Here is a 13,824-nt window from a genome sequence, read left to right as displayed (position 1 = left end):
ATCGCCACCATGAAAGCTTCCTCCGGACACCGCCAACGCATCCTTGTGGTGGACGACGACGCCGACATGCTGCGGCTGCTGTCCCTGCGCCTGCAGGGCGCGGGATACGAGGTCACGGCGGTGACCTCCGCCGAGGCCGCGCTCGCGCAGCTGGACATCGACCGTCCCCAGCTCGTGCTGAGCGATGTGCGCCTGCCGGGGCGCGACGGCCTGGCGCTGTTCGACGAGGTGCGCTCGCGCCACCCCTCGCTGCCGGTCATCCTGCTGACCGCGCACGGCACGATCCCCGATGCGGTGGAGGCCACGGCGCGCGGCGTCTTCACCTACCTCACCAAGCCCTACGACGCCAAGGACCTGCTGGACAAGATCGCCCAGGCCCTGGCGTTCAGCACGCCCACGGCGCAGACCACCCGCGCCGACGACGCCTGGCGCGCCGAGATCATCAGCCGCTCCAACCGCATGGCGGACCTGCTGGCCGAGGCCCACATGGTGGCGCAGTCCGATGCCAGCGTGCTGCTGCTGGGCGACAGCGGCACCGGCAAAGAATTGCTGGCACGCGCCATCCACCGCGCCAGTCCGCGCGCCAACCGGCCCTTCGTGGCGGTCAACTGCGGCGCCATTCCCGAGGCGCTGCTCGAATCCGAACTGTTCGGCCACATGAAGGGCGCGTTCACCGATGCGGTGACCAACCACAAGGGCCTGTTCCAGGCCGCGGATGGCGGCACGCTGCTGCTCGACGAAATCGGCGACATGCCGCCCGCCCTGCAGGTCAAGCTGCTGCGCGTGCTGCAGGAGCGCGCCGTGCGCCCGGTGGGCGCGAGCCAGGCGACGCCGGTGAACGTGCGCATCATCTCGGCCACCCACCGGGACCTGGAAACGGCCATGGCCGCCGCCCAGTTCCGGGAAGACCTCTACTACCGCCTGAACGTGGTCACGCTGACCCTGCCCACGCTGGGCGACCGGCGCGAGGACATCGCGCTGCTGGCCAATCACTTCCTGGACAACCTGGCCCGAAAGTACGACAAGCGCCTGTCCGGCTTCTCGCCGGAGGCGTTGAAGGCGCTGACCACGGCCGCCTGGCCCGGCAACGTGCGGCAGCTCTTCAACGTGGTGGAACAGGTCTGCGCCCTGTCCACCACGCCCCTGGTGTCGCTGGGCCTCGTACAGCGCGCCCTGCGCACGCCCTCGGCCCAGGTGCTCAGCTTCGCCGAGGCCCGCCAGCGGTTCGAACGGGAGTATCTGGTGGACCTGCTCAAGATGACGGACGGCAACGTGGCCGACGCCGCCCGCCTGGCGCAGCGCAACCGCACCGAGTTCTACCGGCTGCTGCAAAAGCACGCGCTGACCCCCGGCAATTTCAAGGCTGATGCGGGCGCGGCAGACGATGTCGCCGATGAGCGACAGGACTAAGTCGTTGATTTAAAAGGAAATTTGGTTTCCTACCCAGGGATGGGTCGCTGAATCCCGACAGATTCGGCCGTTTTGAAGTGGTTTTGCTGCGCCGCACAACCACTTACAGACCAAAAACGTCGTAAGTCTTTGATTTAAAAAGACTTTTAGAAGCTGGCACAGGGTTTGCCCTATAGACCGGCATGACGCAAGTAATTTCCTCCTCTACCGCCCGCCCAGCGCACCGCGCTGATGCGAACCGGACACCTGCAGCAGGAGTGGCTGCAGGACAGCCACCGGCGCAGGCGGCCCGGGGTGAAACCTCTGCGCGTCCGGCCCCGTCCTCGGCCTTCGGCGCGTTTGTCGCCGAAAGCCGGACGGCCGCTTCTTCCCCAACGACAACCCAACTTCGCAGTGAGGGAACCATGGACCCACATCAATCTTCCCGTGCAGGACGTGTCGGCGCTGTTGCGCACGCACCCGCCGTGGTGGCGCGGCGCGGCGCCACGTACCCCCGGCCGGTGGCCTCTGACCGCAGCACGCTGCGCGAAGAACGCCACCCCAACTCGCTCACCGCACCGCCGGTGCACCGCGGCTCCATGGCACCCCTGCCATGGCGCGGCTTCTGGAACAGCATCGGCACCGCCTTGCTCATGCGCCTGAACGGCCAGCGCAACCGCCCCGCCGAAGGTTCTGAAACCACCGAAACGTGGCAACAGGCCGCCCAGCAGCGCCGCCTGGTGTTCATGCTGCTGACCGTGGCCAGCAGCGCGCTCGCTACCACGCTGTTCGCAGGCGTGCAGCCCAGCTACGACAGCGCCTGGCTCGAATACGGCCAGCTCGCCCTGTTCGCCCTGCTCTCCACCTGGGTCGTCACCGGCTTCCTGACCGGCGTGATGGGCTTCTGGGTCATGCTGCGGGGCGACGCGCACGCGCTGTCCGCCGCCAGCGTGCGCAACAACCCGTTGAACGCCGATGCGCGCACGGCGATCATCATGCCGATCTGCAACGAGGACGTCTCCACCGTGTTCGCCGGCCTGCGCGCCACCTGCGAATCCGTGGCCGCCACGGGGCATGCCAAGACCTTCGACGTGTTCGTGCTGTCCGACAGCTACGACCCCAAGATCGCCGCCGCCGAACGCGCCGCATGGGAAGACCTGCGCGCCGCCCTGGCCGCCAACGGCAACCAGCCGCAGGTCGAGGTGTACTACCGCCTGCGCACCCGCCGCAGCCACCGCAAGGCCGGCAACGTGGCCGACTTCTGCCGCCGCTGGGGCAAGGACTACCGCTACATGGTCGTGCTCGACGCCGACAGCGTGATGAGCGGCGATTGCATCGTCTCCATGGCCAAGCTGATGGAAGCGCATCCCCGCGCCGGCATCATCCAGACCGCCACCCAGGCCATCGGCCACGTCACCCTGCACGCCCGTGCACAGCAGTTCGCCTCCCGCGTGACGGGCCGCCTGTTCACGCTGGGCATGCAGTTCTGGCAACTGGGCGAGTCCCACTACTGGGGCCACAACGCGATCATCCGCGTGCAGCCCTTCATGGAACACTGCGCGCTGGCCCCGATCAAGGGCACCGGCGGCATGAGCGGCGGCATCATGTCGCACGACTTCGTGGAAGCAGCCCTGATGCGCCGTGCCGGCTACCACGTGTGGCTGGTGTCCGACCTGGTCGGCAGCTACGAGCAACAACCGCCGGACCTGCTGTCCGAGCTGCAGCGCGACCGCCGCTGGTGCCAGGGCAACCTGCAGAACGCCCGCCTGATGGCCGAGCCCGGCATCCACCCCGTGCACCGCGCCATGTTCGTCACCGGCGCCATGGCCTACCTGTCGGCGCCCCTGTGGCTGGCCTTCATCACCTTCGGCACGGCCCTGTGGCTGGCCGGTGCCCGCCTGGTGTCCGACTGGAACATCCTCCCCAGCGAACTGATGGCGCTGTGGGCCTGGACGCTGTGCATGCTGTTCCTGCCCCGTGCGCTGGGTGTGACGGCCATCCTGATGAAGGGTGAGCAAAAGCAGTACGGCGGTACCGCCAGCCTGCTGAAGAGCGCAGGCCTGGAAAGCGTGCTGGCCATCCTGCAGGCCCCGATCCGCATGCTGGCCCATTCGCTGTTCGTGATCATCGCCCTCACCGGCCTGAAGCTGGACTGGAAGTCGCCTCCCCGCGAAGCCAACGCTGTGCCCTGGAGCGATGCGGTGCGCCAACTGGCCCCGATGACCGGCGTGATCGCCCTGCTGGGCTTGGGCGTGGCGCTGATCGACCCGAGCGCGCTGATCTGGCTCATGCCTGTCGGCCTGCCGCTGGCCCTGTCCATCCCGCTGGTGGTGGTTTCCAGCCAGATCGCCCTGGGTCGTGCCGTGCGGGCCCAGCGCCTGCTGCTGATCCCCGAAGAGGCATGGTCTCCGCCCGTCCTGCGCCGCGCATGGATGCATGCCACCCAGCTGAAGAACCGCCCCCAGCGTTCCGCAGCCCCGGTGCTGAAGGCGGCCTGAGCGGCAGCAACCTGCCAACACGCGCCGCCCACCGCGGCGCTTCAATGAAAAAGCCGACCCTCGGGTCGGCTTTTTCTATGGAGAGATCTGGCTCCATCCACCAAGCGCACACGCACGCACGATAGATCAAAGTCTTTTCGGGCTCCAGCGCATGATTCCCTAGGGCATATCGCTATATTTTTGATAGCAAAATGCCGCCGCCGGTGCCTGCGGTCCGCCCGGCACGGCGGGCGTCGGGGCTCGGGTCAGAACGGCAGCTTCGGCATCCCGCCGCCGCCCAGGCCCTTCATGCCGCCCATGCGCTTCATCATCTTCATGAGGCCGCCGCCCTTCATCTTCTTCATCATGCCCTGCATCTGATCGAACTCGTTCAGCAGGCGGTTCACCTCCTGCACGTGCACGCCGGAGCCGGCGGCGATGCGCTTCTTGCGCGTGGCCTTGATCAGCTCGGGCTTGCGGCGCTCCAGGGGCGTCATGCTCTGGATGATGCCTTCCTTGCGACGGATGTCCTTCTCGGCCTTGTCCATGTCCACCTGGCCGGCCTTGGCGGAGAACTGGGCCGGCAGCTTGTCCATGAGGCTGGACAGGCCGCCCATCTGCTTCATCTGCTGCAGCTGCGACAGGAAGTCGTTCAGGTCGAAGCCGTCACCGCTCTTGACCTTTGCCGCGAGCTTCTGCGCCGCCTCCATGTCCACGCCCGCGCTCACTTGCTCGACCAGCGCGACGATGTCGCCCATGCCCAGGATGCGGCCGGCATGGCGCTCGGCATCGAACACTTCCAGGCCGTCGATCTTCTCGGACACCCCGGCGAACTTGATGGGCGCACCGGTCACCTGGCGCACCGACAGCGCCGCGCCGCCGCGCGAGTCGCCGTCCAGCTTGGTCAGCACGATGCCGGTGAGCGGCAGCGCCTCCTTGAAGGCGCGGGCGGTGTTGATGGCGTCCTGCCCCTGCATGGCATCGACGACGAACAGCGTCTCGACCGGGTTCAGCGCGGCGTGCAGTTCCTTGATTTCGTTCATCAAGGCTTCGTCGATGGCCAGGCGCCCGGCCGTGTCCACCAGCAGCACGTCGAAGTAATGCCGCTTGGCGTAGTCAATGGCCGCGCGGGCGATGTCCAGGGGCTTTTGGTCGGCCGTGCTCGGAAACCACTCGGCGCCGGCCTGCGCCGTCACCGTCTTGAGCTGCTCGATGGCGGCGGGCCGGTACACGTCGCCCGACACGGTGAGCACCTTCTTCTTGCGCTTTTCGATCAGGTGCTTCGCCAGCTTGGCGGTGGTGGTGGTCTTGCCCGCGCCCTGCAGGCCGGCCATCAGGATCACCGCGGGCGGCTGGGCCGCCAGATTGATGTCGGCGATGCCCTCGCCCATGGTGGCGGCCAGTTCGCGGTTCACGATGGACACCAGCGTCTGCCCCGGCTTGAGGGAGCCCAGCACCTCCTGGCCCAGGGCCTTTTCCTTCACGCGGGCGATGAAGTCGCGCACCACCGGCAGGGCCACGTCGGCCTCCAGCAGCGCCATGCGCACTTCGCGCAGCATGTCCTGGACGTTAGATTCGGTGATGCGGGCCTGGCCGCGCATCTCCTTGACGAGTCGCGTGAGTTTTTCGGTAAGGGCGGAGGCCATAGGAGTGTTCCGGAAGTGCCCCTGTGCCTGGGCGGCTGGTGCCGCAGGCAGGTCCGCCGGGGGCGGGCGAAGGGCTAAACTGTGAGTCCATGATTTTACCCAGTGCGTCTCCCGTCAGCTGGCTGCTGGCCTTGTCCGCGGCGATGGCTTACGCCGCCCCCGCCGTGGCCGCCGCGCGGTTCGGCGGCAAAACGGGCCGCACCGCGCTCTGGGTCGCCTGGGGCCTGCACGCGGCGGTGCTGGCCTACAGCCTGCTCGGAGGCACGCCGCACTTCGGTTTCGCGCCCGCCCTCTCCATGACGGCATGGCTGGTCCTCACCGTGTATGCCGTCGAACGCCAGATGTTTCCCGAACTCCAGGCCCGCTGGCTGCTGGGCGCCCTGGGCTCCGTGGCGGTGGTGCTCGCGCTGCTGTTTCCGGGCCAGCCCCTGCACGTGAACGCATCCGCCTGGCTGCCGCTGCACCTGGCGCTGGGCATCGCGTCCTACGGGCTGTTCGCCGCCGCCGTGGTCCACGCCTGGCTCATGACCCGCGCGGAGCGCAAGATCCGCCAGGCCGCGGACCCGCACAGCGGCATTCCCCTGCTCACCCTGGAGCGCCTCACGTTCCGCTTCGTGATGGCCGGCTTCGTGCTCCTCACCGCCACGCTGGTGGCCGGCTGGCTGTTCGGCGAAACGCTGTACGGCCGGGCCTGGAACTGGGAGCACAAGACGGTGTTCTCGGTCCTGTCGTGGATCACGTTCGCAGTGCTGCTGATCGGGCGCGCGCGTTTCGGCTGGCGCGGGCGCAGCGCAGTGCGCGTGCTGTATGCCGGCGCCGGCCTGCTGCTGCTGGCCTACGTGGGCTCGCGCTTCGTGCTCGAAGTGGTCCTGGGGCGGGCCGCATGAAATACCTCGTCCTGATGGCGGTGCTGGTCATCGCGTTCGGCGTGTGGCGCAACCAGCGGCGCCGGGAGATGCCACCGCCCGCCGCGGCGCGCCCCGCCTTGCCGCAGGCCATGGTGTCCTGCGCCCGGTGCGGCGTGCACATCCCCCGCTCCGAGGCACTGACCGACGGCGGCGCGAGCTACTGCACTCCCGAGCACCAGCGCCAAGGGCCGGCGTGAAAGGCCTCCGCCCGTGCCGGCCCTGAAACGCGCCAGCGCCCTGCTGTCCGCCGACGCCCCCTTCGCCCGGCTGTGGGGCAGCTTCCTGTCGGGCCGCATCATGGTGGCCGCCGCCCTGCTGCTGCTGCAGGGACTGGGCGTGGCGCTGAACCAGTCCTACGAACCCCTGCTGCTGGGCATCTGCGCCGGCTACCTGGTGGCCACCGTGCTGCTGCTGGTGCTGGCCGGCAATGCGCCGCCCGGGCCCCATTCGTGGCTGCAGTGGATGTGCTCGATCGGCGTGGACCTGGCCTTGATCAGCACGCTGCAGATCCTGCACGTGGGCTCCATGAACTTCACGCCCCTGTTCGGCCTGCCCATCCTGATGGCCGGCGTGCTGGGCACGCTGACCCTGGCCCTGGGCACGACCGCGGCGGTGACGCTGCTGCTGCTGGCATGGGCCTGGTGGCTGGGCAGCAGCGGCGGCTCCGACGCCACGCAGCGCTATTTCCAGACGGCCCTCACCGGCACGGGCTACTTCATCGTCGCCTACCTGGTGCACCAGCTCGCCTCGCGCCTGAACCGGGAGCAGCAGCTGGCCCAGGCCAGCCAGATGGCAGCCAAGGTGCAGGAACAGGTGAGCGCCCTGGTCATCCACAACCTGTCGGACGGCGTGCTGGTGCTGGACCAGCGCGACACCGTGCGCATCGCCAACCCCGCGGCGCTGCGGTTGCTGGGCACCAACGCCCGCCACGCCCTGCCGTTCTCCATGGCCCATTCCTCGCCCTGGAAGCCGCTGCTGGCCATGGCGCGCCAGACCTTCCAGAAAGGCAAGCCGCAAAGCGCCGACGTGGACGTGCTGCACCCGGGGCAAAGCCCGCTGGCGCTGCACGTACGGGCCTGGCTCACGTCGTCGCAGGAGATCGCGCGCGAGACCGGGGGCGAGCACCTGTGCGTGATGTTCCTGCACGACCTGCGCGAGATGGAGGCCCGCCTGCGCACCGAGAAGCTCGCCTCGATGGGCCGCATGTCGGCCGCCGTGGCCCATGAGATCCGCAACCCGCTCGCGGCCATCATGCAGGCCAATGCCCTGCTGGAAGAAGAACTGCACGAGCCCGGCCAGAAGCGCCTGGCCCACATGGTGCAGCAGAACGCCGAGCGGCTGGCCCGCATCGCGGAGGAGGTGCTGGACATCGCCCGGGTGCAGCACCAGATCAGCCACGCCCCCGCCTCCACCGTCGTGCTGTGCGAGGCGGTAGCGCAGGTCTGGAGCGACTGGCAGGCGCAGGACCCGGGCAAGCGCCGGGCCCAGCTCGCGCTGGAGGCGGGCCGCGCGCCCGTGGAGTTCGACGCCGAACACCTGCGCCGCGTGCTCGTCAACCTGCTCGACAACGCGCTGCGCTACATGGGCGGCGAGCCGGACTCGCTCTACGTGGCCACCTACGTCAGCGCGGCTGGCGCCGTGGGGCTGCAGGTGTGGAGCGACGGGGCGCCGCTGGACAAGACCGTGGAGCGCCACCTGTTCGAGCCCTTCTTTTCCTCGGAAAGCCGCTCCAGCGGGCTGGGCCTCTATATCTGCCGCGAGCTGTGCCAGCGGCACGGCGCGTCGATCGGCTACCAGCGCCTCACCCGCAACCTGCCGCGCGGGGCGGTCGGCGGCAACGCGTTCACGGTCGTATTCCGCAAGAACGCCCGGCCGCAGGATCCGAACACCACGCTGTTTGACACAATCGTCGTCTGACCCCGCCCGCACCTGTCCATGAACGCCAACGCCGCCACGATCCTCGTCGTCGATGACGAACCCGACCTGCGCACCCTGTACGAGCTGACGCTGCTGCGCGAAGGCTACCGGGTCGAAACGGCAGGCAACCTGCAGGAGGCCCGCCAGCAGCTGCAGGCCCGCAAGTTCGACGCCGTGATCACCGACATGCGCCTGCCGGACGGCTTCGGCATGGAGCTGCTGCACGAGCTGCGCGACCAGCAGCGGCGCGAGCGCTGCGTGGTCATGACGGCCTATGGCTCGGCCGAGAACGCGGTGGAGGCCCTGCGCTCGGGCGCCTTCGACTACCTCACCAAGCCGGTGGACCTCAAGCAGTTCCGCTCGGTCGTCGCATCGGCGGTCCAGGGCACGGGCGGCGTGCCGCCGCCCCGCTCGGCCCGCCCCGGCACCGCGCCGCGCGCCCCGCAAGAGGCCGTGGCCGGCGGCACCACGCTGTCGCTGGACCGGCTGGTGGGCGAGTCCGAGGCCATGCGCAACGTCAAGCAGCGCATCGCCAAGGTGGCGCGCAGCATGGCGCCCGTGCTCATCCGCGGCGAATCCGGCACCGGCAAGGAGCTGGTGGCGCGCGCGCTGCATGCCAGCAGCCAGCGCGCGGACGGACCGCTGGTCGCCGTCAACTGCGGCGCCATTCCGGAAAACCTGCTCGAAGCCGAATTCTTCGGCGCGCGCAAGGGCTCGTACACCGGCGCCACGCAGGACCGCGACGGCTACTTCCAGGCGGCACGCGGGGGCACGCTGTTCCTGGACGAGATCGGCGACCTGCCGCTGGCGATGCAGTCCAAGCTGCTGCGTGCCATCCAGGAACGCAGCGTGCGGGCGCTGGGCTCCACGGGGGAAGAGACCGTGGACGTGCGCATCGTCAGCGCCACCCACCGCGACCTGTCGGCCGATGTGCAGTCCGGCCGGTTCCGCCAGGATCTGTATTACCGCCTCAACGTGATCGAAGTGGTCATCCCGCCGCTGCGGGAACGCCGCGAAGACCTGCCTGCCCTGTGCGCCACGCTGCTGGCGCGCATCGCGCAGGAATCGGGCGCGCCGGTGCCGCCCCTCACGCAGAACGCGCTCGACCGCATCGCCATGCACCCGCTGACCGGCAACGTGCGCGAGCTGGAGAACCTGCTGCACCGCGCCGTCGCCCTGAGCGATGGAGAAGAGCTGCACGTGGAGCCCCCGCACGCCTCGGCCGCCGATGCCGCGCGCGCCGATGCGGGCGCATCGCCCGCCACCGGGGGGGATCCGCCCGGCAACGGCACACCGCGCAGCGCCAACCCGGCCGCCTCCGTGCCCTTGCCCAGCGACCTGCAGGCCTGGCTGGACCAGCAGGAGCGCGAGATTCTGGTGCGGGCCCTGCGGGATACCGGCTTCAACCGCACCGCCACCGCGGCGCGGCTGGGCATCAGCCTGCGGCAGATCCGCTACCGCATCGCCCGCCTGGACATTGCCGCGCCCAACGACAGCGACGCGAATGACGACAGCGAATGAGGCACCGCACCCCGGCCCAGTGCCCTGCCCGGAGGCGGGGGACAGGCCGGTGTGGGACGGCGGCTGGTACCGGGACGCCACGCGCGAGCCCTCGCCCAACTTCGGGCCGCGCCCGGCCCAGGCGGTCATCGATCTCATCGTCGTGCATTCGATCAGCCTGCCCCCCGGCGAATACGGCGGCGGGCAGGTGCACCGGCTTTTCACCAACACCCTCGACTGGGATGCGCACCCCTACTACGCCGGCATCCGCGGGCTGCAGGTGTCGGCCCACTTTTTCATCGAGCGCGACGGCCGGCTCTGGCAGTTCGTGGACTGCGATCTGCGGGCCTGGCATGCCGGGCCGTCGAGCTACCGGGGCCGCGCCAACTGCAACGACGACTCGATCGGCATCGAACTGGAGGGGCTGGAGGGCCAGACCTTCGAGCCCGCCCAATACGCCACCCTGGCGCGGCTTTGCGCCGACCTGCCGCTGCGCTACCCCATCGCCCACGTGGCAGGCCACGAAGACGTGGCCCCCGGCAGAAAGCAGGACCCGGGGCCGGGCTTCGACTGGCTGCGGCTTCGAGCGGACCTGCCGTGGCCACCCGACGTGTTTCCACTGAAGTCAACCCGACCACCGCCATAATTGAGGGTTTTCCCCAACCCTCTGCACGCGAGACGCCAAACCGCGACACTCTGGGCCCGCTGCCCTCCCGCCATGGAAGACAGGGCCCACGCGGCTCCTGAAGTCAAAACGCCCGGCGTCCTGCGCCAGACCACGTTTTCCCTTCCCCAAACCGCATCCACACGGCCTTTGCGCCATGCCTCGGCCACGGCTTCCAGGCCATGGAAACAGCATGTTTCCAGAATCCGGAGCAGAGGGCGCTGTACACTACCGGTAGTGTCTTGCTACCATTGCACACCCTAGATATAGCGTGTGGGCCAGCACCCAACCCCCACCCCGTTCTCCGCTTTGGCGCCGCCTTACGGCCCGCCAGATCCGCCTTTTCCGACAGCTCCCAAAGGACCTTTCATGCAAGCTGCGCTAAACCCTTCATCCACCACCAACGCTACGGGGCAGGCCCCCACTGCCGCAGACGAATCGCCGGCGGCGCAGCCCGGCAGCGACCTGCTGACGCACTACCAGATCATTCGCCGCAACGGCGCGGTGGTGCCGTTCGAACCGCAGAAGATCGCAGTGGCCCTGATGAAGGCGTTTCTCGCCGTGCACGGCACCCAGGGCGCCGCTTCGGCCAGCGTGCGCGAAGTCGTGGACACGCTGACCCAGAACGTCGTGCGCGCCCTCATGCGCTCGCGCCCGGGCGGCGGCACGTTCCACATCGAGGACGTCCAGGACCAGGTCGAGCTGGGCCTGATGCGCGGCGGCCACCACGAGGTCGCGCGCGCCTATGTGCTGTACCGTGAGCGCCGCTCGCAGGAGCGCGCCCACCAGCAGGAGCAGCGCACCCCCGCCGTGCCCACCCTGCACGTGATCGACCATGGCCAGCGCGTGCCCCTCGATGAAGCGCGCATGCTGAGCCTCATCCAGGCCGCCTGCTCCAACCTGGGCGCCGACATCCAGGCCGCGCCCATCGTGGCCGAAACCATGCGCAACCTGTACGACGGCGTGCCCATGGACGAGGTGTACAAGGCCTCCATCCTGGCCGCCCGCACCCTGATCGAGAAAGACCCCGACTACACCTACGCCACCGCCCGCCTGCTGCTGCACACCATCGTGCGCGAGGTGCTGGGCCGCGACGTGGCGCCCGGCGAAATGGGCGCCGCCTACGCGAACTACTTCCCCGTGTTCATCCAGAAGGGCGTGGACAACGACTTGCTGGACCCCCGCCTGCTCGAGTACGACCTGCAAAAGCTCGGCGCCGCACTGAAGTTCGAGCGCGACCAGCAGTTCGACTACCTGGGCCTGCAGACGCTGTACGACCGCTACTTCCTGCACGTGCGCAAGAGCCGCATCGAACTGCCCCAGGCGTTCTTCATGCGCGTGGCCATGGGCCTGGCGCTCAAGGAAGACAACCGCGAAGCGCGCGCCATCGAGTTCTACGAGGTGCTCTCGTCGTTCGACTTCATGTCCAGCACCCCCACGCTGTTCAACAGCGGCACGCTGCGCTCGCAGCTGTCGTCGTGCTACCTGACCACCGTGCCCGACGACCTGGATGGCATCTACGAGTCGATCAAGGAAAACGCGCTGCTGTCCAAGTTCGCCGGCGGCCTGGGCAACGACTGGACCCGCGTGCGCGCACTGGGCTCGCACATCAAGGGCACCAACGGCGAATCGCAAGGCGTGGTGCCGTTCCTCAAGGTGGTGAACGACACCGCCGTGGCCGTGAACCAGGGCGGCAAGCGCAAGGGCGCCGTCTGCACGTACCTCGAAACCTGGCATCTGGACATCGAGGAGTTCCTGGAGCTGCGCAAGAACACCGGCGACGACCGCCGCCGCACGCACGACATGAACACGGCCAACTGGATTCCCGACCTGTTCATGCGCCGCGTGATGGAGAAGGGCACCTGGACCCTGTTCTCGCCCTCCAACGTGCCCGACCTGCACGACCTGTTCGGCACCGACTTCGAAAAGGCCTACGTGGCCTATGAAGAAAAGGCCGCGCGCGGCGAGATCAAGCCCTCGCGCACGCTGCAGGCGACCGACCTGTGGCGCAAGATCCTCACCATGCTGTTCGAGACCGGCCACCCCTGGATCACGTTCAAGGATGCCTGCAACGTACGATCGCCCCAGCAGCACGCCGGCGTGGTGCACTCGTCCAACCTGTGCACCGAGATCACGCTGAACACCAGCGACACCGAAACCGCGGTCTGCAACCTCGGCTCGGTCAACCTGCTGCGCCATCTGAAGGACGGCCCGAACGGCCGCGAGCTCGACCACGTCAAGCTGCGCAAGACCATCTCCACGGCCATGCGCATGCTCGACAACGTGATCGACATCAACTACTACGCCGTCGAAAAGGCCCGCGCCTCCAACATGCGCCATCGCCCCGTGGGCCTGGGCATCATGGCCTTCCAGGACAGCCTGTACGAACTGCGCATTCCCTACGCGTCGCAGGCCGCGGTCGAATTCGCCGATCGATCCATGGAAGCCATCTGCTACTACGCCTACTGGGCTTCGACCGAGCTGGCCAAGGAACGCGGCCACTACGAGAGCTACAAGGGCTCGCTGTGGGACCGCGGCATCCTGCCGTTCGACACGCTCGAGCTGCTGGAGAAGGCCCGCGGCGGCTTCGTGGAAGTGGACCGCTCGTCCTCGCTGGACTGGGATGCGCTGCGCAAGAAGATCGCGCAGGACGGCATGCGCAACTCCAACTGCGTGGCCATCGCGCCCACCGCCACCATCTCCAACATCGTCGGTGTCGATGCATCCATTGAACCCTCGTTCGGCAACCTCTCGGTCAAGTCGAACCTGTCGGGCGAGTTCACCGTCATCAACGGCTACCTGGTGCGCGACCTCAAGCGCCTGGGCCTGTGGGACGACGTGATGGTCATGGACCTCAAGCACTTCAAGGGTTCGCTGCACTCCATCGACCGCGTGCCGCAGGACGTCAAGGCGCTGTACTCCACGGCCTTCGAGGTCGAGCCGTCGTGGCTCGTCGAGGCCGCATCGCGCCGCCAGAAGTGGATCGACCAGGCGCAGAGCCTGAACATCTACATGGCGGGCGCATCGGGCAAGAAGCTCGACGACACCTACAAGCTCGCCTGGGTGCGCGGCCTCAAGACCACGTATTACCTGCGCACGCAAAGCGCCACGCACGTCGAGATGAGCACCGTGAACACGCGCCAGCTCAACGCCGTGTCGTCGGGCACCGACGGCGGCGGCGCACAGGCCGCATCCAAGCCCAGCGCGCTCGAAGCCGCTGCGGCCGCAGCACAGGCACAGGCCGCGGCATTGCCCGCGACCGACGTGAAGTTCTGCGCGATCGACGACCCGACCTGCGAAGCCTGCCAGTGATGCGCACGCCA

At 68.4% G+C, this 13,824-nt stretch carries 9 protein-coding genes; 8 read left to right on the top strand and 1 reads right to left on the bottom strand.

The window, feature by feature from the left end:
* Window positions 1-9: 9 nt before the first annotated feature.
* Both AVTE2539_RS00765 and mdoH read left to right on the top strand, forming a co-directional pair.
* Window positions 10-1,410 (top strand): sigma 54-interacting transcriptional regulator, encoded by a 1,401-nt coding sequence (locus tag AVTE2539_RS00765; protein WP_284405306.1) that lies wholly within the window; start codon window positions 10-12, stop codon window positions 1,408-1,410.
* A 404-nt stretch (window positions 1,411-1,814) separates the two neighbouring features.
* Complete coding sequence (gene mdoH / locus AVTE2539_RS00760) at window positions 1,815-3,887, top strand: glucans biosynthesis glucosyltransferase MdoH (RefSeq protein ID WP_284408015.1); 2,073 nt, start codon at window positions 1,815-1,817, stop codon at window positions 3,885-3,887.
* Between the two features lie 245 nt (window positions 3,888-4,132).
* Here the strand turns inward: mdoH and ffh are convergent, their stop codons facing one another.
* Window positions 4,133-5,512: a signal recognition particle protein gene (ffh, locus tag AVTE2539_RS00755; protein WP_272567296.1), complete on the bottom strand. Its 1,380-nt coding sequence runs from the start codon at window positions 5,510-5,512 to the stop codon at window positions 4,133-4,135.
* An 89-nt stretch (window positions 5,513-5,601) separates the two neighbouring features.
* Between ffh and AVTE2539_RS00750 the strand changes: the two genes are divergently transcribed.
* The 6 genes from AVTE2539_RS00750 to AVTE2539_RS00725 all read left to right on the top strand — a co-directional run bounded on the left by AVTE2539_RS00750 (window position 5,602) and on the right by AVTE2539_RS00725 (window position 13,813).
* Window positions 5,602-6,399, top strand: coding sequence for a cytochrome C assembly family protein (locus AVTE2539_RS00750; RefSeq protein WP_272567294.1), 798 nt, complete (start codon window positions 5,602-5,604; stop codon window positions 6,397-6,399).
* Complete coding sequence (locus tag AVTE2539_RS00745; RefSeq protein WP_284408014.1) at window positions 6,396-6,617, top strand: PP0621 family protein; 222 nt, start codon at window positions 6,396-6,398, stop codon at window positions 6,615-6,617. The genes AVTE2539_RS00750 and AVTE2539_RS00745 overlap by 4 nt, the downstream gene beginning before the upstream one ends.
* Window positions 6,618-6,630: 13 nt before the next feature.
* Window positions 6,631-8,337 (top strand): two-component system sensor histidine kinase NtrB, encoded by a 1,707-nt coding sequence (locus tag AVTE2539_RS00740; RefSeq protein WP_284408013.1) that lies wholly within the window; start codon window positions 6,631-6,633, stop codon window positions 8,335-8,337.
* Between the two features lie 18 nt (window positions 8,338-8,355).
* Window positions 8,356-9,858, top strand: coding sequence for a sigma-54-dependent transcriptional regulator (locus AVTE2539_RS00735; protein WP_284408012.1), 1,503 nt, complete (start codon window positions 8,356-8,358; stop codon window positions 9,856-9,858).
* Window positions 9,842-10,483 carry a 1,6-anhydro-N-acetylmuramyl-L-alanine amidase AmpD gene (gene ampD, locus AVTE2539_RS00730; RefSeq protein ID WP_284408011.1) on the top strand — a complete coding sequence of 214 codons (642 nt, stop codon included), beginning with the start codon at window positions 9,842-9,844 and terminating at the stop codon, window positions 10,481-10,483. The genes AVTE2539_RS00735 and ampD overlap by 17 nt, the downstream gene beginning before the upstream one ends.
* A 387-nt stretch (window positions 10,484-10,870) precedes the next feature.
* Window positions 10,871-13,813: a ribonucleoside-diphosphate reductase subunit alpha gene (locus AVTE2539_RS00725; RefSeq protein WP_284408010.1), complete on the top strand. Its 2,943-nt coding sequence runs from the start codon at window positions 10,871-10,873 to the stop codon at window positions 13,811-13,813.
* Window positions 13,814-13,824: the final 11 nt, after the last annotated feature.

The sequence above is a fragment of the Acidovorax sp. SUPP2539 genome, assembly GCF_030158975.1.
Taxonomy (GTDB): Bacteria; Pseudomonadota; Gammaproteobacteria; order Burkholderiales; family Burkholderiaceae_C; genus Paracidovorax.
This window is presented reverse-complemented; position numbering and strand designations above follow the sequence as displayed.

What these genes read in the sequence shown, in the direction of transcription:
- AVTE2539_RS00745 (WP_284408014.1), top strand. Translation starts at nt 6,396, where the DNA reads ATGAAATACCTCGTCCTGATGGCGGTGCTGGTCATCGCGTTCGGCGTG.
- AVTE2539_RS00750 (WP_272567294.1), top strand. Translation starts at nt 5,602, where the DNA reads ATGATTTTACCCAGTGCGTCTCCCGTCAGCTGGCTGCTGGCCTTGTCC.
- mdoH (WP_284408015.1), top strand. Translation starts at nt 1,815, where the DNA reads ATGGACCCACATCAATCTTCCCGTGCAGGACGTGTCGGCGCTGTTGCG.
- AVTE2539_RS00725 (WP_284408010.1), top strand. Translation starts at nt 10,871, where the DNA reads ATGCAAGCTGCGCTAAACCCTTCATCCACCACCAACGCTACGGGGCAG.
- ampD (WP_284408011.1), top strand. Translation starts at nt 9,842, where the DNA reads ATGACGACAGCGAATGAGGCACCGCACCCCGGCCCAGTGCCCTGCCCG.
- AVTE2539_RS00765 (WP_284405306.1), top strand. Translation starts at nt 10, where the DNA reads ATGAAAGCTTCCTCCGGACACCGCCAACGCATCCTTGTGGTGGACGAC.
- ffh (WP_272567296.1), bottom strand. Translation starts at nt 5,512, where the DNA reads ATGGCCTCCGCCCTTACCGAAAAACTCACGCGACTCGTCAAGGAGATG.
- AVTE2539_RS00735 (WP_284408012.1), top strand. Translation starts at nt 8,356, where the DNA reads ATGAACGCCAACGCCGCCACGATCCTCGTCGTCGATGACGAACCCGAC.